Source organism: Streptomyces sp. Je 1-4 4N24, from assembly GCF_026239515.1.
GTDB lineage: Bacteria > Actinomycetota > Actinomycetes > Streptomycetales > Streptomycetaceae > Streptomyces > Streptomyces nigrescens.
The window spans coordinates 2,972,205-2,994,330 of record NZ_CP110836.1 but is presented as its reverse complement, the minus strand read 5'-3'; the positions used below and the strand labels follow the sequence as shown (position 1 = coordinate 2,994,330).

At 72.5% G+C, this 22,126-nt stretch carries 13 protein-coding genes; 8 read left to right on the top strand and 5 right to left on the bottom strand.

Annotation, left to right across the window (positions count from 1 at the left end):
• Positions 1 to 228 precede the first annotated feature (228 nt).
• From SLV14N_RS12610 to fxsT, 5 genes are all read left to right on the top strand, one after another.
• Positions 229 to 1,284, top strand: a complete 1,056-nt coding sequence (locus tag SLV14N_RS12610; protein WP_208681008.1) for a MoxR family ATPase — start codon at positions 229 to 231, stop codon at positions 1,282 to 1,284.
• A gap of 5 nt (positions 1,285 to 1,289) precedes the next feature.
• Positions 1,290 to 4,679, top strand: coding sequence for an SAV_2336 N-terminal domain-related protein (locus tag SLV14N_RS12605; protein WP_259670254.1), 3,390 nt, complete (start codon positions 1,290 to 1,292; stop codon positions 4,677 to 4,679).
• Positions 4,680 to 4,796: 117 nt separating this feature from the next.
• The gene (locus SLV14N_RS12600; RefSeq protein ID WP_042148635.1) at positions 4,797 to 5,015 is read left to right on the top strand and encodes a YxD-tail cyclophane-containing RiPP peptide; all 219 of its coding nucleotides are present in this window, start codon (positions 4,797 to 4,799) and stop codon (positions 5,013 to 5,015) included.
• Positions 5,016 to 5,174: 159 nt separating this feature from the next.
• Complete coding sequence (locus SLV14N_RS12595) at positions 5,175 to 6,350, top strand: FxsB family cyclophane-forming radical SAM/SPASM peptide maturase (RefSeq protein ID WP_208681006.1); 1,176 nt, start codon at positions 5,175 to 5,177, stop codon at positions 6,348 to 6,350.
• 132 nt (positions 6,351 to 6,482) lie between these two features.
• Positions 6,483 to 9,494 carry an FxSxx-COOH system tetratricopeptide repeat protein gene (fxsT, locus tag SLV14N_RS12590; protein WP_208681005.1) on the top strand — a complete coding sequence of 1,004 codons (3,012 nt, stop codon included), beginning with the start codon at positions 6,483 to 6,485 and terminating at the stop codon, positions 9,492 to 9,494.
• Positions 9,495 to 9,592: 98 nt separating this feature from the next.
• Here fxsT and SLV14N_RS12585 read toward each other — a convergent pair whose 3' ends face one another.
• The 4 genes from SLV14N_RS12585 to SLV14N_RS12570 all read right to left on the bottom strand — a co-directional run bounded on the left by SLV14N_RS12585 (position 9,593) and on the right by SLV14N_RS12570 (position 16,337).
• A complete protein-coding gene (locus SLV14N_RS12585) occupies positions 9,593 to 13,387 on the bottom strand; it encodes a multifunctional oxoglutarate decarboxylase/oxoglutarate dehydrogenase thiamine pyrophosphate-binding subunit/dihydrolipoyllysine-residue succinyltransferase subunit (RefSeq protein WP_208681004.1) in 3,795 nt (1,264 codons plus the stop codon).
• A gap of 237 nt (positions 13,388 to 13,624) precedes the next feature.
• Positions 13,625 to 14,758: an ATP-binding protein gene (locus SLV14N_RS12580; protein WP_208681003.1), complete on the bottom strand. Its 1,134-nt coding sequence runs from the start codon at positions 14,756 to 14,758 to the stop codon at positions 13,625 to 13,627.
• On the bottom strand, positions 14,755 to 15,495 hold the full coding sequence (locus tag SLV14N_RS12575; protein ID WP_208681002.1) for a response regulator transcription factor: 741 nt from the start codon (positions 15,493 to 15,495) through the stop codon (positions 14,755 to 14,757). The genes SLV14N_RS12580 and SLV14N_RS12575 overlap by 4 nt, the downstream gene beginning before the upstream one ends.
• A 74-nt stretch (positions 15,496 to 15,569) precedes the next feature.
• Positions 15,570 to 16,337, bottom strand: a complete 768-nt coding sequence (locus SLV14N_RS12570; RefSeq protein WP_263269362.1) for a spermidine synthase — start codon at positions 16,335 to 16,337, stop codon at positions 15,570 to 15,572.
• 277 nt (positions 16,338 to 16,614) lie between these two features.
• On the opposite strand from SLV14N_RS12570, the gene SLV14N_RS12565 reads away from it, so the two are divergent.
• On the top strand, positions 16,615 to 17,475 hold the full coding sequence (locus SLV14N_RS12565) for a rhomboid-like protein (RefSeq protein WP_263269361.1): 861 nt from the start codon (positions 16,615 to 16,617) through the stop codon (positions 17,473 to 17,475).
• Positions 17,476 to 17,525: 50 nt separating this feature from the next.
• Here the strand turns inward: SLV14N_RS12565 and SLV14N_RS12560 are convergent, their stop codons facing one another.
• Positions 17,526 to 18,368 carry a DUF1877 family protein gene (locus tag SLV14N_RS12560; RefSeq protein ID WP_263269360.1) on the bottom strand — a complete coding sequence of 281 codons (843 nt, stop codon included), beginning with the start codon at positions 18,366 to 18,368 and terminating at the stop codon, positions 17,526 to 17,528.
• A 146-nt stretch (positions 18,369 to 18,514) separates the two neighbouring features.
• On the opposite strand from SLV14N_RS12560, the gene SLV14N_RS12555 reads away from it, so the two are divergent.
• Together SLV14N_RS12555 and lon are read left to right on the top strand one after the other, a co-directional pair.
• Positions 18,515 to 19,348, top strand: coding sequence for a pentapeptide repeat-containing protein (locus SLV14N_RS12555; protein ID WP_263269359.1), 834 nt, complete (start codon positions 18,515 to 18,517; stop codon positions 19,346 to 19,348).
• A 204-nt stretch (positions 19,349 to 19,552) separates the two neighbouring features.
• Entirely contained in the window at positions 19,553 to 22,015 is a 2,463-nt protein-coding gene (lon, locus tag SLV14N_RS12550; RefSeq protein WP_208680998.1) for an endopeptidase La, read from the top strand.
• Positions 22,016 to 22,126: the final 111 nt, after the last annotated feature.

The following is a 22,126-nucleotide window of genomic DNA, read 5'->3' as shown; positions in this document are numbered from 1 at the left end:
TGGTACTTGGGCCTCCCGGTGCCCCGCGGGGGAGACCGGAAACCGCCCCGTGTGCTTCCGTCCGGCTGGGTACTGTCATAGCGTCGTGGAAGACTTGTTCGTGATGACGCGACTGCGTGATTGTGGGTGGCGGACGCGGGGGGAGGCCGAGCGGATGCCGATGTCCCCGGCGCTCCGCCATGACCATCGCTCCTGACCGAGGCCTGGCCGGCGACGAGGAGTTCCGACGTGAGCGACTGGCTCATCTACCGTGGCGCGGGGGCACCGCACGACGGAATTGAGCATCTTCCGCCGCCACCCCCCTGGCGCGATTTCGACGGCGGCCCCCTCGTGGCGCCGCCGGCCGCCCTCGACCCCTCCTCCGAGCGCAGGCTCGGTGTGCAGCACCGGGAGGCCAGCCACCACCGCCCCGGCGAGACCGAGCGCGAGCTGGTCAACGCCGCCCTCTATCTGCGCCGGCCGCTGCTGGTGACCGGCGCGCCGGGCAGCGGCAAGAGCACCCTGGCCCATTCGGTCGCCTATGAACTCGGCCTCGGCCGGGTGCTCGGCTGGCCGGTCGTCAGCCGCAGCACGCTCCGTGACGGTCTGTACGACTACGACGCCATCGGCCGCCTCCAGGATCTCCAGATCGCCCGCGCCGCCCCGGCCGCCGCGGAGAGCGGGGCCGCGCCCGGCCCGGACCCCACCGACGAACCCGGCGGCGGCATCGGCCGCTACATCCGCCTCGGCCCGCTGGGCACGGCCCTGCTGCCGGCCGCCCGGCCCCGGGTGCTGCTCGTCGACGAGCTCGACAAGAGCGACATCGACCTGCCCAATGACCTCCTCAATGTGCTGGAGGAAGGGGAGTTCCGGATTCCGGAGCTGGAGCGGCTGGCCGGATCCGCCCCCGAGGTGGAGGTGCTCAGCGACGACGGCGCACGGGTGACGGTGCGCGACGGCCGGGTCCGCTGTCATGCCTTCCCCTTCATCGTCCTCACCAGCAACGGCGAACGGGACTTCCCGGCGCCCCTGTTGCGCCGCTGCATCCACCTCCACATCCCGGTGCCCGACAAGGAGCGGCTCGCCGCCATGGTGCGGGCGCACTTCGGTGAGGGCGCCGCCGAGCGCTACGAGGCGGTGATCGACCGCTTCCTGGACCGCGAGCCCGGCGACGTCCGCGCCGTCGACCAGCTCTTCAACGCCATCCACCTGACGCAGAGAGCGGGCTGGACGGACGAGGACGAGGAGGAGACGCGACGGCGTCTGACGGCGGAGCTGATGCGGCCCCTTGACCGGACGAGGTGAGTCCGGTGCCCCCCGGGGAGCCCGGCCCAGGTCCCCTCGACGAACTCGTCGCCCGGCTGACCGCGGCGGGACTGCCGGCCGACGCCCGCGGGATGGCCGACGCCCTCTGGCTCGCCCAGTGGATCACTCCTGGTGAACCGCGGGCCGAGGGCTCCGCGGACGCCGGGCCCACCCGCGCGGACCGTCCGGACCGTACAGATCCGGCCACTTTCCGGGTGGGACCGGCCGCCTCCGCCGACCCCGCGGGCGCCGGCGGGACCGCACCGGCCGGCGGCGGGGACGGGCCGGCGGACGGTGACCCCTCGCCGTCCGTGCTCCAGGACAGCGCCCGGCGCCGGGTCGCGGAACTGCTGCCCACCCAAGCCCTGGGCGAGACGCCCACGAGGTTTCCCGACCCCGACCGGCAGCGCCTGGGCGAGGTCGCGGTCCCGATCGCCTCCGCGTTCCCCGGACTGCTGCCGCTGCAGCGCGCGCTGCGGCCCATCCAGCGCTACCGCCCGCCGGTCGCCCCGGTCCCCCGGAAGCTGGACGAGCCCGCCACCGCCGAGCTCTCCGCCCACGCCGAAATGATCATCCCGGTGCTGCGCGGGGTGCACCGCCGGGCGGCCGGACTGCGGCTCCTGATGGACGGCTCGTCCTCGATGGCCGTCTGGGAGCAGATGCTGCACGACCTGCGCCAGGTCTGCGAGCGGGTGGGCGCCTTCCGCGATGTCACGGTGCACTACCTCCATCCGCACGGCCCGGACGTGGGGGTCGCGGCGGCCTCCGGCCCCGGCCGCCCGCTGCGCCCCGCCGACCAGCTGCACGACCCGACGGGCCATCACCTCACCCTCGTCGTCAGCGACTGCGCGGGCCCCCTCTGGCGGGACGGCCGGATGCAGCGGCTGCTCTACCGCTGGGCGGCCGATGCCCCGCTCGCCGTCGTCCAGCCGCTGCCGCAGCGGATGTGGGCGCGCACCCTCCTGCCCGCCGTCGCCGGCACCCTCGTCCGCCGTCAGGGCCCCTACCAGGCGCTCGACTTCCGGCCGGCCCGGCGCCGGCGCCGTCCCGCCGGGCCGCCGGGCACCGCGTCCGAGGCACCCCGCGAGCGCGCCGTTCCGGTCCTCTCCGCCACCCCCTCCGCGCTCGGCTCCTGGGCCCGGCTGGCCGCCGCCGACGCCGGTCTCGCGCTGCGCGGCGCGGCCTCCGTCGTACGGGCCGACCACGGCACCGAGCATCCGGCCGGACCGCCGCCCGTGTCCGGGCCCGCCGCGCCGGCCCGTATGGTCCGCGAGTTCGACCAGCAGGCCTCGCCGGCCGCCCGGCTGCTCGCGGTCCACCTCTCGGCCGTCCCGCTCGCCCTCCCCGTCATCCAGCTCGTCCAGCGCGCGATGCTGCCGCAGACCGGGCCGGCCGAGCTGGCGGAGGTGCTGCTCAGCGGACTGGTCACCCAACTCCCGCCGGATGAACGGCCGTCGGGGGAGCAGGCCGGGGTGAGCGGCCCCTGGTACGACTTCGTGCCCGGAGTGCGCGACGAACTCCTCGCCCGGCTCAGCGCGGGCGAGGCCGCCCTGGTCCTCAAGCACTGCTCGCTCTACGTCGAGCGCACCTTCGGCCGCAGCGCCCGCAACTTCCCGGCCGTCGCGGTCGCCATGCTCTCCGGCAGCGGCCGGGAGCCCGAGACCGGCCGGCGGGCCGTCCCCGAACCCTTCGCCCGGGTCTCGGAACGCGTGCTGCGCCGCTTCGAACCGGCGCTGCGCCCGCCCGCCCGCCGGCCGTACGCCTCCGACGGGCCAGCCGCCGAGGGCGCGGCCCTCCTGGAGCGCTACGAACAGGACCGCGCCGTGCGGGATCTGATCGAGGCGGTCCGGCTGCTGCGCGCCGCCACCGAACGCCTGCCGGTGGCCGGTACCGACCTCGCCCGCGGGCTGCTGCACGCCTGGGCGACCTGGCGCCAGCCGGACGCCCTGGAGGAGGCGGAGCGCGCGGCCCGCGCCGCGGAACGGGCCACCGCGGGTGAGCCGGCCGCCGACGACCAGGAGGGCGCCACGGCCGGCCGGGAGGCCGAGCGCACCCGGGCGCTGATCGTGCTCGGCCGGGTCGGCCACGCCCGCGCCGGGGAACGCCGGACGGCCGGCACCCCCGCCGAGGAGCGCACCGCGCTCGCCGACGCCGCCCGCCATCTGCACGCCGCCTGCGGGCTGATGAGCCTGCTGGACCCCCGCGTCCTGGAGAGCATGGTGTTACGCACCGAGGTCCTGCGCCGCCTGGCCGCCCTGCCGGCCGTACCGGACACCGACGGAGCGACCGACCCCGACCCCCTCGACGAGGCGGAACGCTCCCTCACCACCCTCCTCGACCAGTGGCCCAGCGGGGAGCAGGTGCCCGGCGAGGTCTATGCCGCCCGCGGCGGCGTCCTGCTCGACCAGGCCCGCCGGGCGGCCCGCGGCGACACCGGAGGGCCGCACCCCGCCGAGGCGCTCGCGGTCCGCGCCGCCGACGATCTCGACACCGCCGCCGTCCTGCTGCGCCGGCGCGGCGGCGCGGCCGACCGGCTGGTCTGCGAGACCCTGCTCGACCTCGCGGCGGCCCGCCAGCTCAACGGCGGCGCGGGCCGTCCGTCCGTGCTGCCCACCCTCGAACGCGCCCGTGCGCTGGCCCATGCACTCGACGACCGGGCCCTGGAAGCGGACAGCCTGCGCCGTACGGCCGCCGCCCAGCGCGCCGTACACACCCGTACCGGCGACCTGACCGCGCTCGACGCCGCCATCGCCGCGCTGGCCGCCGCCCTCCGGCTGACCACCCCCGATTCGTCCGAGCACAGCTCGCTGCTCGCCGAGCGCGGTGCGGCACTGCTGCTGCGCGCCCGGCTGGAGCCCGCCGAGGAGCCGGGCAAGCGGCTGGCCAACGAGGCGGTGCACGTGCTCCGCGAGGCACTGGGCCGGGTCGCGCCACAGGACCCCGACCTGGGCAGTCACCGTCTGCTGTTCGGCCGCGCCCTGCGGCTGCGCTACGAACGCCAGCCCTCGCTCGCCGATCTGCACGAGGCCGACTGGATCCTGGAGCTGGCCGCCCGCGGCGCGGACGTACCGGACGCGGTGTCGGCGGAGGCCTGGCTCGAAGTGGGCGATGTCCAGCTGCTGCTGGACCGCCGCTTCGACTCCCGTGAGCGCCACGACCGGGCCGCCGCCTGTTACCGCCGGGCCGCCGCGGCCGCCCGGCGGGCCGACAGCGCCCTGCCGGCCGCCCGCGCCCACCACCGCCGCGGCGAGGTCCTGGAGGTCACCGCCGGCCCCCGCTCCGCGCTGCACGCCTACCGCGAGAGCTGGGAGCAGTGGCAGCGGGCCGGCGAGGACACCGGCCCCGAGGCCCAGCGCACCCGCGCCCGTATGCGCGCCCTCGAATCCACCGCCTGACCGCCCGGGGAGACACCCCCGAGCACCCGTCCGGCTGCCTGGCCGTCCGCAGCGGGACGTGTTTCTGTGGACGGCAGTTCGGGAACACACCCGTCCAGCCGGCCAGAGGAGAGCAGCGTGGCGACTACCCCCCGCACCGAACCGGCTGTGGCCGCCCCGCCGGGGCCGTCGGCCGAGCGGCTGCCGGATTTTGCCGGGGTCGACGTGGGCGTTCTGGCGGCACGGACGGACCATGCGGTGCTGGGAGAGGTGGCGGCGCTGCTGCTGCGCAACTGGCCGTCGGCGGAGGACGCCGTCGCGTATTACGAGGACGGTCCGGAGAAGGTCTTGCACTGACAGCCGAGAACGGTTGTTTTTGGGCAAACGTGCAAGGGAACCGGCCAGTTGCTGGGGGAATTTGGTTCTTCGCCCGGGTGCGGAGCCATGTACCAGACAACGGGCGGCAGTTGGCGAGCCCGTACCTCGACGCAGGCAGACGAGAGCAGGGGGCGACCCGTGGCGGGGGAGAAGACCGGCCCGACCGCTGTCGTGCCCTTCCGGCAGTTCGTGCTCAAGGTCCACAGCCGCTGCAACCTCGCCTGCACCTACTGCTACATCTACGCCGGGCCCGACCGCAGCTGGCGCGCCCGCCCGCCGACGGTCCCGGCCGCCACCATGCGCCAGACCGCCCTGCGCATCGCCGAACACGCCCGCACCCACCGGCTGCGCGAGGTCCGGATCGATCTGCACGGCGGCGAGCCGCTGCTCACCGGCCCCGGACCGCTGCTCGACCAGGCCGCCGCCGTCCGTGCCGCGCTGCCCGCAGGCTGTACCGCCGAATTCGGGGTGCAGACCAACGGGACGCTCCTCACCCGGGACATGATCGACACCCTCGGTGCCGCGGGGTTCCGGCTCGGCCTCAGCCTCGACGGCGGCACCCCCGGCCTCAACCGCCGCCGCGTCGACCACGCCGGGCGGTCCTCCTGGCCCGCGGTCTCCCGCGCCGTACGCCTGCTCCACGACCGGCCCGAGGTGTTCGCCGGCATCCTGTGCACCATCGACATCACCGCCGGCCCCGCCGAGGTCTACGGCTCGCTGCGCGCCCTGGACCCCCCGATGGTCGACTTCCTCCTCCCGCACGCCAACTGGTCCAGTCCTCCTCCCGCTGCCGCCGGCCCCCGGCCCGCCCCCCTCGGGCCGGCCGGCCGCGCCCCGTACGGCGACTGGCTGTGCACCGTCTTCGACCTGTGGTGGGACGGCGGCCCCGGCCCCCGGGTGCGGGTCTTCACCGAGATCCTCGGTCTCCTCCTGGGCCGCCCCAGCTCCAGCGAGGCGGTCGGGCTCTCCCCGGTCGTCGCCCTGGTCGTCGACACCGACGGCGCCATCGAGCAGGTCGACTCGCTCAAATCCACCTACGAGGGCGCCGCCGCCACCGGCCTCGACGTCTTCCACCACACCTTCGACGACGCCCTGGCGCACCCCGGCATGGCCGCCCGCCGCAGCGGCCGGGACGGCCTCGGCGCACAGTGCCGCGGCTGCGCCCTGGTGGAGGTGTGCGGCGGCGGCAATTACGCCCACCGCTATCGCGCGGACGCCGGCGGATTCAGCAATCCGTCCGTCTACTGCGCCGACCTGGAACGGCTGATCCGGCACATCGCGGCCCGCCTGGAGGCCACGGTCGCCCTCAACTGACGGGCGTCCGAGATGACCTGACGCTCTGTCGTCATATGGAGGGACACTTGGGCTATCGTGCCAAAGAGCCAGGGCGTGCCTGATGAGAAGCCTCTCCACGCGCGCACCATCGCATCTCAGGGAGACGGTCGCATGGTCGATCAGGCCCACTTTTCCGGTCCCACCGGCTCCAACGAACACATCACCATCAGCTACGCCGGCTTCACCCGGCCCTGGGCCGCCTGGATCTCCCATCAGCTGGAGCAGCAGGGCCACGGCACGACCATGCTGCGCTGGGACCCCCAGGTGGACAGCGCGCTGGTGGAGGAGCTGTCGGGGCTGCTGGAGGCCGAGGGCCGGCTGCTGATGGTGCTGGACGACTGGTATTTCCGGCTGGGCCCCAAGACCCAGGAGGAGTGGACGGCCGCGCTGCGGGAGGTGGTGCCCGCGCACGCCGACCGGTTCGCCGCGGTGAGCGTGGCCACCCAGAGCCTGCCCGCCACGGCGTCCCTGCTGCGCCCCGCCGACCTGCGCGACCTGGACGCCCAGGAGGCCAACCGCCGGGTACTGCAGCGCCTCGGCATCGGGGGACCGGGCCGGGCCGTGGACGAGGACGCGCCGGGCGCGCCCCGCTTCCCGAACAACCCGCCCGAGGTGTGGAACATCCCGCGCCGCAACAACCGCTTCACCGGCCGCGACAACGTCCTCGAAGCGCTGCACGGCAAGCTGGCCGGCTCCGGTGCGGGCGCGGGCCCGCCGCTGGAGACCCGGATCGCGCTGTACGGCACCTCCGGCGTCGGCAAGAGCCAGATCGCCGCCGAATACGCCCATCGCTTCGGCAACGACTACGACGTGGTGTGGTGGATCAGCGCCACCAACCGCGGCGCCGCCCGCGAACAGCTCGCCGAGCTCGCCACCCGGCTCGGTCTCCCCGTGGGCCGGGAGCTGGGCGACCGCATCCGCGCCGTCCACGAAGCGCTCCGCGTCGGCCGCCCCTACCGCCGCTGGCTGCTGATCTTCGACAGCGCCGACGACATGGAGCAGATCGAGGACCTGGTCCCCGACGGCCGCGGCCATGTCCTGATCACCACCCTCACCCGCGACTGGTCGGGCTCCGGCAGCGCCCAGGAGATCGAGGTACTGCCCTTCAACCGCATCGAGAGCGTCGCCTATGCGCGGCGGCGCGCCCCACGGCTGACCCCGATGGAAGCCGATCTGCTCTCCGACGCCGTCCAGGACCTGCCGCTGCTGCTCGCCCAGACCGCCGCATGGCTCGACGCCAACCCGATGTCCCCCAAGGAGTACATCGAGCTGATCCGCCGCGGTGAGCCCAGCCTCGTCGGCATCCGGATCTCCTCCGACTACCCCATGGCCTTCCAGACGAGCTGGGCCATAACTCTCAACACGCTGCGCGAACGCAGCCCGGCCGCGGTCGAACTCCTCAAGCTGTTCGCGTTCTTCGCCCCGGACACCATCCCCGTCCCGATGCTCTCCCGGGCCCGCCGCGGCGACCTGCCCGAACACCTCGCCGACCTGGCCGCCGAGCCGATCAGCTGGAACACCGCGCTGCGCCGGCTGACCGAGTCCACCGCCGTACGCCTCGACTACCAGGTCTCCCAGGACTCCGACCCGGCCGTGGAGACCGCGCTGATGCACCGGCTCTACCACCGGTTCCTGCGCAGTGACATGACCGAGGACGAGCGCGATCTGATGTCGGCGTGCGCCTGCCGGGTGCTGGTCACCGCCGACCCGCAGAACCCCGCCGACACCCGCTACTGGGAGCGCTACGCCGAACTCATCCCGCATCTGGAGCCGGCCGGCGTCCTCGACAGCCCCGAGCCCGCGGTCCAGCAGCTGCTGCTCAACTGCGTGGAGTATCTGCGGGTCCGCGGCGAATACCGCATGGGCCTGCGGCTGTGCGAACAGTTCATGTCCCGCTGGCGCACCCGCCTCGCGGCCACCCAGCGCACCATGCTCGTCCTCACCCACCAGCACGCCAACATGCTGCGCCGGCTCGGCCGCTACCGCGAGGCCGAGGCGGTCGGCAGCGCCGTCGTCGACCAGCTCGCCGCCGAGCGGGACCCCTCCGACGCCGATCTGCTGCGGGCGCAGGACGGGCTGGCCGGCACGCTGATCGCGCTGGGCTCCTACGAGCAGGCCTATGACCTCTTCGACGCCGTCTGGCGGGCCTACACCGAGCTGCTCGGCCCGGAGGCACCCCGCACCCTCTCCTCGCGGCACAACCTCGGCAGCGTCCTGGCGCTGCTCGGCCGGTACGAGGAAGCGCTGGTCACCCATCGCGAGGTGCTGGCCTTCCGGGAGCGCGAGCTGCGCGCCCGCCACCACCTCACGCTCAACGCGGGCACCGCCCACGCCCGCACCCTGCGCCTGCTCGGCCGCTACCGCGACGCCACCTCCAGCCAGGAGCTCAACGCCCGGCTGCATCTGCAGGTGATGGGCCCGCACACCCCACAGACGCTGCGCGCCGAGCACAATCTCGCGCTGTGCCTGCGCCGCTCCGGCGAGGTCACCCGCGCCGCCACCCTGCTGGCCGATCTCGTCGAGCGCTCCCGCCGGGTGCTGGGGCCCCGCCACCCCGAAACGCTGATGGTGCGTGCGGACCACGCCACCTTCCTGCGGGAGCACGGCGATCTCGGGCACGCCCGCGACCTGGCGGAGGAGGTCGCCGAGCGCTATCGGGCCCTGGCCGGTGAGCGCCACCCGTACACCGTCGGCACCCTGGGGAACGTCGGGCTGGTCCGCGGCGAGTTCGGGGACCCGGCGGACGCGCTGGACATCGCCGAGCGCGCGCTGAGCGGGATGACCGAGGCCATGGGCTCCGGCCATCCCTGGACGCTGGGCTGCGCGCTGAACGCCGCCTCCGCCCGCAACCGGGTGGACGACGAGGAGGGCGCGGTGGAGCTGGGCCGGGTCACCCTGGAGCGGGCCAAGGTGACGCTGGGCGACACCCATCCGCTGACCCTCTCCGCGAAGACGGCGCTGTCCGAGGACCTGCGGGCGCTCCGCCGCGGCCAGGAGGCGGCGAAGCTCGAACAGGAGGCGATCCAGCAGCTCTCCGAGACCCTGGGCGCCGAGCACCCGCACACCCTGTCAGCGCGGCGTCGCCGGCGCCCGTACTGGGACTTCGAACCGCAGCCCGTCTAACGAGCCGCAGGCGCCCCACGTACGCGGAAGGGCCCGCCCCCACCGGGGACGGGCCCTTTCGCTGTCTGCCCGCCGGTCGCTCCGGCGGCCCTTGACGCTTATGCGTCGAAGGCCTCCGCGACCAGCTGTGCCTGCTCCGCCTGGTGGCGCTTGGCGGAGCCGACGGCCGGCGACGAGGAGTGCGGCCGGGAGATCCGGCGCAGCCGCTCACCGTGCGGGACATCGGCGCCGACGGCCAGGTCGAGGTGGTCGATCAGGTTGAGGCCGAGGAACGGCCAGGCACCCTGGTTCGCCGGTTCTTCCTGGGTCCACAGGTACTTCTCGGCGTTCGAGAACTTGGCGATCTCCGCCTGCAGTTCCTTGCCGGGAAGCGGGTAGAGGCGCTCGATGCGGACGATCGCGGTGTCGTGCGCGCCACGCTTCTCGCGCTCGGCCTCCAGGTCGTAGTAGACCTTGCCGGAGCAGAAGATGACCTTGCGGACATCCTCGGGCTTGACCGTGGAGTCGCCGATGACGGGGCGGAAACCGCCCGTCGTGAACTCGTCCGTCCGCGACGCCGCCGCCTTCAGACGCAGCATCGACTTCGGGGTGAAGACGACCAGCGGCTTGTGGTGCGGGTTGTGGACCTGCCAGCGCAGCAGGTGGAAGTAGTTCGACGGCAGGGTCGGCGCGGCGACCGTCATGTTGTTCTGCGCGCACAGCTGGAGGAACCGCTCGATGCGGGCCGAGGAGTGGTCCGGGCCCTGGCCCTCGTAGCCGTGCGGGAGCAGCAGGGTGACGCCGGACGTCTGGCCCCACTTCTGCTCCGCCGAGGAGATGAACTCGTCGACGACCGTCTGGGCGCCGTTGACGAAGTCACCGAACTGCGCCTCCCACATGACCAGCGCCTCCGGGCGGGCCAGGGAGTAGCCGTACTCGAAGCCCATCGCCGCGTACTCGCTGAGCAGCGAGTCGTAGACGTTGAAGCGGGCCTGGTCCTCGGAGAGGTAGAGCAGCGGCGTGTAGTCGTCGCCGGTCTCCCGGTCGATGAGCACCGCGTGCCGCTGGCCGAAGGTGCCACGGCGGGAGTCCTGGCCGGCGAGCCGGACCGGGGTTCCCTCCATCAGCAGCGAGCCGATGGCGAGGGTCTCGCCCATGCCCCAGTCGATGGCGTTGTCCTCGACCTGGGCCGCGCGGCGCTGCAGCTGGGGCAGCAGACGCGGGTGGACGGTGACCCGCTCGGGGATGTTGACCTGGGACTCGGCGATCCGCTTGACGACCTCCTGGGAGATCGCGGTGTCCACGAAGACCGGGAACTCGGCCTTGGGCTGCGGCACCTCGGGGGCCACCGGGGCCGTCGTGGCGTCGCGGACCTCGGTGAAGACCTTCTCCAGCTGGCCCTGGAAGTCCTGCAGCGCCTGCTCGGCCTCCTCCAGCGTGATGTCGCCACGACCGATGAGGGACTCGGTGTAGAGCTTGCGCACCGAGCGCTTCTTGTCGATCAGGTCGTACATCAGCGGCTGGGTGAAGGCCGGGTTGTCCGACTCGTTGTGGCCGCGACGGCGGTAGCAGATCAGGTCGATGACCACGTCCTTGTTGAACGCCTGGCGGAACTCGAAGGCCAGACGGGCCACGCGGACGACGGCCTCGGGGTCGTCACCGTTCACATGGAAGATCGGCGCCTCGATCATGCGGGCCACGTCGGTGGCGTACATGGACGAACGCGACGACTCCGGCGCTGCGGTGAAGCCGACCTGGTTGTTGATGACCACGTGCACCGTGCCGCCGGTGCGGTAGCCGCGCAGCTGGGACATGTTCAGCGTCTCCGCGACCACGCCCTGGCCGGCGAACGCCGCGTCACCGTGCAGCTGGATCGGCAGGACCGTGAAGTCCGTGCCGCCCTTGTTGATGATGTCCTGCTTGGCCCGCGAGATGCCCTCGACGATCGGGTCGACGGCCTCCAGGTGGGAGGGGTTGGCGGCCAGCGAGACCTTGATCTGCTCGCCGTCCAGGCCGGTGAAGGTGCCCTCGGCGCCCAGGTGGTACTTCACATCGCCGGAGCCGTGCATCGACTTCGGGTCGAGGTTGCCCTCGAACTCGCGGAAGATCTGCGCGTACGACTTGCCGACGATGTTCGCCAGGACGTTGAGGCGGCCGCGGTGGGCCATGCCGATGACGACCTCGTCGAGGCGCGACTCGGCCGCGGAGTCGATGACCGCGTCCAGCAGCGGGATGACGGACTCGCCGCCCTCCAGCGAGAAGCGCTTCTGGCCGACGTACTTGGTCTGCAGGAACGTCTCGAACGCCTCGGCGGAGTTCAGCCGGCGCAGGATGCGCAGCTGCTCCTCGCGCTCGGGCGACTTGTGCGAGCGCTCGACCCGGTCCTGGATCCACTTGCGCTGCTTGGGGTCCTGGATGTGCATGAACTCGATGCCGGTGGTGCGGCAGTACGAGTCACGCAGCACGCCCAGGATCTCGCGCAGCTTCATCATGGACTTGCCGGAGAAGCCGCCGACCGCGAACTCGCGCTCCAGGTCCCACAGGGTGAGGCCGTGCTCGGTGATGTCGAGGTCGGGGTGCTTGCGCTGGTGGTACTCCAGCGGGTCGGTGTCGGCCATGACGTGGCCGCGGACCCGGTAGGAGTGGATCAGCTCGAAGACCCGGGCGGCCTTGGTGACATCGTCGTCGTGGGAGACGTCGATGTCCCGCAGCCAGCGGACGGGCTCGTAGGGAATCCGCAGCGACTTGAAGATGTCGTCGAAGAATTCGTTCTCGCCGAGCAGCAGCTGGCTCATGATGCGCAGGAACTCGCCGGAGGCGGCGCCCTGGATCACCCGGTGGTCATAGGTGCTGGTCAGCGTCATGACCTTGGAGACACCCAGCTTGTTCAGGGCGTCCTGGGAGGTGCCCTGGAACTCCGCGGGGTAGTCCATCGCGCCGACGCCCATGATCATGGACTGGCCGGGCATCAGACGCGGCACGGAGTGGACGGTGCCGATGCCGCCGGGGTTCGTCAGCGACGCGGTGACTCCGGTGAAGTCGTCCATCGTCAGCTTGTTGTCACGGGCCCGGCGGACGATGTCCTCGTAGGCCTGCCAGAACTCGAAGAAGGTCAGCGTCTCGGCCTTCTTGATGGCGGCGACGACGAGCTGGCGGTCGCCGTTCGGCTTCACCAGGTCGATGGCCAGACCGAGGTTGACGTGCTCGGGCTTGACCAGCGTCGGCTTGCCGTCCTTCTCCGCGAAGGAGTAGTTCATCGACGGCATGGCCTTGAGGGCCTGCACCATCGCGTACCCGATGAGGTGGGTGAAGGAGACCTTCCCACCGCGGGCGCGCTTGAGGTGGTTGTTGATCACGATGCGGTTGTCGAAGAGCAGCTTCACCGGGACCGCGCGGACGGACGTGGCCGTCGGCAGCTCCAGGGAGGCGTTCATGTTCTTCGCCACCGCGGCCGAGGGGCCGCGCAGGGGGATGAACTCGGGACCGCCGGGGGCCTGGCCCTCCTCGGCGGCCGGCTTCGCGGCGGGCTTGGCCGGAGCCGCCTTCGCCGGAGCCTTGGCCGGAGCGGCCTTGGCCGGTGCCGGAGCGCTCGCAGCCGGCTTCGCCGGGGTGGCCGGCTCGGCGGAGGCCGGCTTCGGCTCCGCTGCGGGCGCGGACGCCTGCGCCGGGGCGGCCGCGGAGCCGGTGCTCGCACCGGGGCCCTCCGCCGGCTGGCTCGGCGCGGTGGCACCGCCCGGCTTGTAGTCGGCGAAGAAGTCCCACCAGGCTCGGTCTACCGAGTTCGGGTCCTGGAGGTACTGCTGGTAGATCTCGTCGACGAGCCACTCATTGGGACCGAACGCGGCAGCAGGGTTCTTCCCCTGCCCCTCGTGGTCGGTCGAGATGCTCGAGCTGTTGGGGGACTGTAGCGACACGGCGGCAACCGCCCTCTTCCGCTTCCTAAGGTGGTGGACAGCGGGAATAAAGGCTACGCCTGTTGTGACCCTTGGTGCAGGCCGGGAGGGGTACTCGTCGCGTACGTCACATTCCCGGTCGGGTTTCAGGGCATGACTTGGCGGGAAACACACGAAGTTTGCCTCTGTGCGGGTACGAGTGATCGCCACCACACCCGCTGCGGAGTGTTTCCACCATCGACCCTACGTCAGTGGCCGTCAGCTTCGAGCTGACTCCAGCCCCGGAAGGGTGACCCGGATCCGGCAGCCGCGCGGCGACTCGGCCACGCCGATGCGTCCGCCGTGCAGGTCCACCGCCCAGCGCGCGATCGCCAGGCCCAGGCCCGTACCGCCGTCGGTGCCGGGGCCCGAGGGGGCCGGACCGCCGCGGTTGAACCGCTCGAAGACCCGGTAGCGCTCCGCCTCGGGGATGCCGGGGCCCTCGTCCTGCACCTCCAGCACCAGGCTCTGCGGCCCCTCGCCCCGCCGTGCGTGCACCGTGACCCGGCCGTGCCGGGGGCTGTGCTTGATCGCGTTGTCGATGAGATTGGCGACGACCTGGTGCAGCCGCTCGGCGTCCGCGTGCGCGGTCAGCTCCGGCGGCGAGACATCGAGGTGCAGATGGACGTCCGTGCGGGTGTGGGTGCCGGAGCCGGCAACCCCTGACAGCCCCGACAGCGTGGCGGCGCCCCGGCTCATGTTGGCCTCCTTGAGCACCCCGGACAGATACGGCCAGACCTCGAAGCGGCGGGAGTGCAGCGGCACCACGCCGTTGTCCAGCCGGGACAGGTCCAGGAGGTGCTCGACCAGGCGGCCCAGCCGCTCGGTCTGCTTCAGCGCCGTGCGCATGGTCTCCGGGTCCGGCTCGCAGACGCCGTCGACGACGTTCTCCAGGACGGCACGGAGCGCGGCGATGGGGGTGCGCAGCTCGTGCGAGACATTGGCGACCAGTTCCTTGCGGTGGGTGTCCACCGCTTCCAGATCGGCCGCCATCCGGTTGAAGGCGTTCGCCAGGTCGCCGAACTCGTCACGGCGCTCCGAGCGGACCCGGCGGCTGTAGTTACCGTGCGCCATCGACCGGGTGACGTCCGTCATCTCGTCGAGCGGGGCGGTCAGGCTGTTGGCCACGAACTGGGTGATCAGCAGCGAGGCGATGATCGAGAAGATCGTGATCACCCGCAGCTCGGTCGCCGAGTGCATCGCGACGAACACCAGCAGTGTGGTGATGATCACCGAGACGCTGACCAGTGCCCCGAGCGCGGCCTTGACCGAGCGGTACGGGTCCAGCGGGCGCAGGCCCTCCCAGACCCGCTGCCACAGCTCGCGCAGGGGGGTGCGTGGCCACCGCGTCATGCGGACGGGGTCTCCAGGGCGTACCCGACGCCGTGGACCGTGCGGATCCGCTCGGCGCCGATCTTGCGGCGCAGCGCCTTGATGTGGCTGTCGACCGTACGGGTCCCGGAGGCGTCCGCCCAGTCCCACACCTCGGCCAGCAGCTGCTCACGGGAGAGCACCGCGCGCGGGGTGTTCGCCAGGCAGACCAGCAGATCGAACTCGGTGGGCGTCAGATGGACGTCCGCGCCGCGCACCCGGACCCGGCGCTGGGCGTGGTCGACCTCCAGCTCACCCAGCCGGAGGATGCCGCTGCGGGGGGTGTGCGCGGCCAGTGCGGCGCGCTCGACCCGGCGCAGCAGGACATGCACCCGGGCGGCCAGCTCCCGCATCGAGAACGGCTTGGTCATGTAGTCGTCGGCGCCGACGCCGAGGCCCACCAGCATGTCGGTCTCGTCGTCCCGGGCGGTGAGCATCATCACCGGCACCGGGCGCTGCGCCTGGACCCGGCGGCACACCTCCAGGCCGTCGAAGCCCGGCAGCATCACATCGAGGACCAGCAGATCGGGCTGCCAGGCCTCGGCGGTGTCCACGGCGGCCGGGCCGTCGGTGGCCGTCTGCACCTGGAAGCCCTCGGCGCGCAGCCGGGCCGCAATGGCCTCGACGATCGTCGGGTCGTCCTCCACGACCAGGACCCGGCGCTGGGCTCCCGGCGTGGCCGCGGCGGCGCCGCCCTGCGTTGTCTGAGTCTGGTCCATCGCCCGCCCCTGCATGTCCCCTGCGTGGTCGCGTATTGCTGGGCAGCAGCGTACGGGCATGGTGTGACTGTCGGCTACGCGCCCTTCCGCGCGAGATGGACCGCGTCGGGGACGCCTCGGACAACGGGGATCTCTTCCGTATGTACCCCGCTGAAACCGGCATTTCGCAGTGCGTCCTCGAAGGCCGGCGAGGGTTGTGCGGACCAGACGGCGAGCACTCCGCCGGGGGTCAGGCGGTCGCGGCAGGCGGCGAGCCCGTCGGGGGAGTAGAGGCTGTCGTTGTCCTCGGTGACGGTCCAGTCGGGGCCGTTGTCGATGTCCAGGCACAGGGCGTCATAGGTGTCCTGGTCCGCTTCCGTCCGCAGATGGGCGACCAGGTCGGTGTGCAGGATCTCGCTGCGTGGATCGGCCAGCGCGGCCGCCGAGACGGCCGACAGCGGGCCCGTGCGGTGCCAGTCGATGACCGCCTCCTCGCGCTCGACGACGACGATCCGGCCCCAGCGTGGCTGCTGGGCCGCACGGGCCAGGGAGAAGCCGACGCCGAGGCCGCCGATCAGCACGGAGGGGCGGGTGCGGCCGGCCGGCAGCGCGTCCAGCGCGGCGTCGATCAGCAGTCGTTCGGACCGGCCGTCGGAGGTGTCCATCAGGAAGCAGCCGTTGGCGATGATCTCGTAGATCACCGGCGCCTCGGGGGTGCCGGAGCCGTCGGTCCCGGGGGCCGCGGGGGGTCCGACCCGTTGCCGCAGCACCACCTCGCCGTACGCGCCCTCGCGGCGGTCGAGCGTGCGCGGGGCCTCGGGGGCGACGGCCGTTGCCTGGTGGGGCGGTGTCACGGGAGCCATGACGTCATGGTGGCCAATACGGGGTGCGCCGGTCCAACGCTTTGGAGTGGTCGCTCAGGTGTCGCTCGGGTGGTCGCTTTTGGGCGGTATTCGCCGCCGGTAGCCCGGACGTGAAGTGTCTGTCGGCGGTTGCCTCATGTGACAGATATCACTCTCACAGGTTCTTCATGGGTTGAGCGTGCAGGGTGGTCCGGGACGTAGAGCAGGGCAGAGATTCACGGCCGAGGGACACGGGCGTGGCTCACCGGATGCGCCAGGACGGAAGGGGCCTCGGACTGTGAGCTGGCTGGGAACCGCCGAGAGGATACGGACCGGTCGTGAACCGGCCGCCGCGCCGGGGCCGGACACCGGTCCGGGCGGGACGCCGGGCCTGCTGGCCGGCATCCCCCGGCAGCGCGGGGGCCGGGCGGCCGCGGCCCGCGCCGTTGCGGAAGGGCCGAACGCCCCTGGTGCGGCGGTGCGTTGGCGGCCCTGGAGGCTGCTCCCCACCCCCCTCGGCACCCCCTTCACCTTCGGTTACGCCGTGCTCCTCGCGGCCACTTCGCTCTTCGCCGAGTACGCCGACCCGGGGCTGGTCTCCGAACTGCTGCGCGGCTCCAGCACCGATGTCGTCCATCTCGCCCAGGCCCCGCTGCTGGTGCTGATCGCCAGCGCCCTGTGGATCGCCGGCGGGATGGCCTCCGCGTACGCCGTCGCCTTCCTCTTCGTTCTGACGGCGCTGGAGCGGCGGATCGGCGCGCTGCGCGCCGTCGCGGTCTTCTTCGGCGGCCATGTGCTCGCCACCCTCGCCACCGAACTGCCCGTCGCCTTCTCGGTCGCCGCCGGCCGGCTGCCGGAGAGCTCGCTGCACCGCCTCGACTACGGCATCAGCTTCGGCGTGATGACCTGCACCGGAGCCCTCGCCGGCCTGCTGCCCGCCTGGTCGCGGTGGCCGCTGCTGGCCGGCGTCGCCTATGTGGCCCTGACGGATCTGCTCGCTTACGTCGACCCGCTGAGCGACTGGGGGCATCTCCTCTCGCTCGCCCTGGGCGTGGCGAGCTGGCCGCTGCTGCGCCGCTGGCGCCACCACCGTGCCGCAGCCGCGCCGCTCCTCGGCGATCTGGGCCATCCCGCCCTGCGGGGCGCGCGGACGTACTGAGCGTCAGGCGGCCGGGCGTCCCGGGACGCGGCAGGTCCGGACGGCAGGAACTACGGCCGCGCCGTCGACCGGTAGGTGTGGGTGATCGCGTAGGCGCAGCCGCCCAGGAGCGCCACACCGGAGAGCACTCCGCTGACGAACGGCACCCATGCCACGGCGGAGGTGGCCGCCATCCCCAGGCCGGTCGCGCCGAGCGCGGTCAGCGTGGCGCCGGGGACGGCGATGCTGCGCCGCTTCCAGACCGCCATCAGCGCGACGAAGTGCAGACCGACGATCAGCGCGATCCAGGCCACGGCGGTCTGCTCGGGGGCGCCAGCCGCCCGCAGCGCGAGATTGCCGCCGATCAGCAGCACCGCCTCGGCGCCCACGACGAACGCGAACTTCCCCCGGAACCAGTCCGCCTGAGGTGCCTCGGCATCGTCCGGCGCGGGCCCGCCGCGGCGTCCCGCCAGCAGCGCGAGCGTGAGCAGCCCGGCGAAGGTGAGCACCGCGAGCACCCGGAGGGCGATACCGATCGCCGGATTCAGCGGGTCGTGGGCGTTGGCGACCACGAAGACCGTCCCGAAGAATGCGCCGATGAAAACTCCGGACATCCGCTGCAACATGCCGTGAAGGTAGCAGTCATGACGGGGCGTGAGGACGGTGGCGACGGGCCTTTCGCACGGATCTGCACGGGCCGTCCGCCGCTGTCCGAGCCACATGAGAATGCCGTCCCCCTCATCCGCCGCCGCGCGGAAGAACGGCCGCAACAGCTCGTGGTGCGCGCTGAGATGGTCCAGTGGCTCACCCCGCTCCCAGGCGAGCACCGGATACACCTCCGCCGCGGCGAGGTCCGCCGGGCCGACACTCCCTGATCCGGCCTGATCGGGAAGACAGGCCCTGGAGGCGATCACTGACAACGCCGGGTGAGTGCCCGACGGATCCCCGCCGCAGCGAGCGGAACCGGCCGGGCGCGGCGGCCCTGTGCCGGCTGGGAGAATGACGGTCCCTTCCGGGCACGGCTCGTGCGGTGCCCGCCGGCCGCAGGAGTACACGCACCTTGTCCCCAGAACGCAAGCCATCGATTCCGGACGTCAGGGAACTCGGCCTGCAGTCCGACTGCGGCAGCTGCTTCGGGCTGTGCTGTGTCGCGCTGCCGTTCGCGGCCTCCGCGGACTTCGCGATCGACAAGGACGCCGGCCGGCCCTGCCCGAACCTGCGGACGGACTTCCGCTGCGGCATCCACAGCGAGCTGCGCCCGCGCGGTTTCACCGGCTGTACCGTCTTCGACTGCTTCGGCGCCGGGCAGAAGGTCTCCCAGGTCACCTTCGGTGGACAGGACTGGCGGCAGGCCCCGGGGACCGCCCGGCAGATGTTCGACGTCTTCCCCGTCATGCGGCAGCTGCACGAACTCCTCTGGTACCTGGCCGAGGCGCTGACCCGGCCGGCGGCCCGCCCGGTCCACGCCGAGCTGCGCGCCGCCCTGGAGAAGACCGAACGCCTCACCCGCGGCAGCGCCGAGGAGCTCACGGAGCTGGACGTGCCCGCCCACCGGGGCGAGGTCAACGCCCTCCTGCTGCGCACCAGCGAACTCGTACGGGCCGGGATCCCGGGCCGTAAGAAGGAGCGCCGGGGCGCCGACCTCATGGGAGCCCGCCTCAAGGGCGCCGACCTCCGGGGCGCCAACCTCCGTGGGGCCTACCTGATCGCCGCCGACCTCAAGTGCGCCGATCTGCGCACCGCGGACCTGATCGGTGCCGATCTGCGCGCCGCCGACCTCTCCGGCGCCGATCTCACCGGCGCCCTCTTCCTCACCCAGGCACAGCTCAACGCGGCCAAGGGTGACGCCGCCACCGAGCTGCCGCAGAACCTGACCCGCCCCGCACACTGGTAGCGGGCCCCGCGGTCCGGCTCGCTCCGCCGCCGGACCGTCGTTGATGAACGGGTGCGCGGCCGGTCGTGTCCCCCGGATCGCCGCGGGCCCGGCCCGGCGGCGGCAACTCCCCTGATCGCTCACAGCGAACGCACCCGGGGGAACATCCCCCGCCCCAGCGGCATTGAGTGAGTAAAGCTCAACTTGCTTGCCGAAGGGGAGATCATGGCTTCGACGTCCACCTCGCTCACTCTGCCCGTGCTGCCCCTCGATGACGAGGTCGTGCTCCCCGGCATGGTGGTGCCTCTGGACCTGTCCGACGCGGACGTACGGGCAGCGGTGGAGGCCGCACAGGCCGCCGCCTCCTCGGGTAACAAACCGCGGGTGCTGCTTGTGCCCCGCACCGACGGGAAGTACGCCGCGATCGGCACGCTCGGGCGGATCGAGCAGGTCGGGCGGCTGTCCGACGGCGATCCCGGTGCGCTGATCCGGGGCCTGGGCCGGGTACGGATCGGTTCCGGCACGACCGGGCCCGGAGCCGCCCTCTGGGTGGAGGGCACGACCGTCGAGGAGACGGTCCCCGACCCCCTGCCCGGCGCGGTGGCCGAACTCGTCACGGAATACAAGGCGCTGGCCACCAGCTGGCTGCGCAAGCGCGGCGCCTGGCAGGTCGTCGACCGCGTCCAGCAGATCGAGGACGTGCCGACGCTCGCCGACAACTCCGGCTATTCGCCGTTCCTGACCACCGAACAGAAGGTCCAGCTGCTGGAGACCGTCGACCCGGTCGCACGGCTGAAGTCCGCCACCGAGGCGTTGCGCGAGCACCTCGCCGAGCAGGACGTCGCCGAGTCCATCGCCAAGGACGTCCAGGAAGGCGTCGACAAGCAGCAGCGGGAGTTCCTGCTGCGGCGGCAGCTGGAGGCGGTCCGCAAGGAACTCGCCGGACTCAACGGCGATCCGGAGGACGAGGGCGACGACTACCGGGCCCGGGTCGAGGCCGCCGACCTGCCCGAGGACGTCCGCAAGGCCGCCCTCAAGGAGGTCGACAAGCTGGAGCGGTCCAGCGACCAGAGCCCCGAGGGCTCCTGGATCCGCACCTGGCTGGACACCGTCCTCGAACTGCCGTGGAACGAGAGGACCGAGGACGCCTACGACATCGCCGGCGCCAAGGCGATCCTGGACGCCGACCATGCCGGCCTGGAGGACGTCAAGGAGCGGATCACCGAATACCTGGCCGTCCGCAAGCGGCGGGCCGAGCGGGGCCTCGGCCTCGTCGGCGGGTCATCGAAGGGGGCATCGCGCAGCGATGCGGGCAAGGGCGGCGGTGGGCGACGGGCGGGCGGGGCCGTGCTGGCGCTCGTCGGGCCGCCCGGTGTCGGCAAGACCTCGCTCGGCGAGTCCGTGGCGCGGGCCATGGGCCGCACGTTCGTCCGGGTCGCACTCGGAGGTGTCCGGGACGAGGCGGAGATCCGCGGCCACCGCCGTACGTACGTCGGCGCGCTGCCCGGCCGGATCGTCCGGGCCATCAAGGAGGCCGGGTCGATGAACCCGGTCGTGCTGCTCGACGAGATCGACAAGGTGGGCTCCGACTTCCGGGGCGACCCGGCCGCCGCCCTCCTGGAGGTCCTGGACCCGGCACAGAACCACACCTTCCGCGACCACTACCTGGAGGTCGAACTCGACCTCAGCGATGTGGTCTTCCTGGCCACCGCCAATGTCCTCGAAGCCATCCCCGAGCCGCTGCTGGACCGTATGGAGCTGGTCCGGCTGGACGGCTACACGGAGGACGAGAAGGTGGTCATCGCCCGGGACCATCTGCTGCCGCGCCAGATGGAGCGGGCCGGTCTGGAGTCCGGCGAGGTGACCCTGGAGGACGAGACGCTGCGCAAGATGGCGGGCGAGTACACCCGCGAGGCGGGCGTCCGGAATCTGGAGCGCACGGTCGCCAGGCTGCTGCGCAAGGTCGCCGCACAGCACGAACTGGGGGAGCGGGAGCTGCCGTTCACGGTCGGAGTGGACCAGCTGCGCCCGCTGATCGGGCGGCCGCACCACACTCCCGAGTCGGCCCAGGACCCGGCCGGGCGGCGCACCGCGGTGCCCGGTGTGGTCACCGGCCTCGCGGTCACCGGCGCCGGCGGCGATGTGCTCTATGTGGAGGCCTCGCTCGCCGATCCGGAGACCGGTGCGTCCGGGCTCCAGCTGACCGGCCAGCTCGGTGACGTGATGAAGGAGTCGGCGCATATCGCGCTGTCGTTCCTGCGCTCCCACGGCGCGGAACTGGAGCTCCCGGTCGCCGACCTGAAGGAGCGCGGAGTGCATCTGCACGTACCGGCGGGCGCGGTCCCCAAGGACGGGCCGAGCGCGGGCGTGACGATGACGACGGCGCTGGCCTCGCTGCTGTCGGGCCGGCAGGTCCGGCCGGATGTGGCGATGACCGGTGAGGTCTCGCTGACCGGGCGGGTGCTGCCGATCGGCGGCGTCAAGCAGAAGCTGCTGGCGGCGCACCGGGCCGGCATCGGCACCGTCATCATCCCCAGGCGCAACGAACCGGACCTGGACGATGTGCCGGCCGAGATTCTCGAATCCCTGGAGGTCCACCCGGTCGCCGATGTCCGCCAGGTGCTGGAGCTGGCACTGACGCCGGCGTCGAACGGGGCGGCGCCGGAGGTCACCCCGCTCAGCGCCTGAACCGGCGCCGCTCTCGGGGAGGTGGCCGATCGCCGCGGGGCATCCTCCGTTGATGGTTGCGGTGCGGGGAGCGGCCTGTGCGCTCGCAGGAGAGCACAGGCCGCTCCCGGG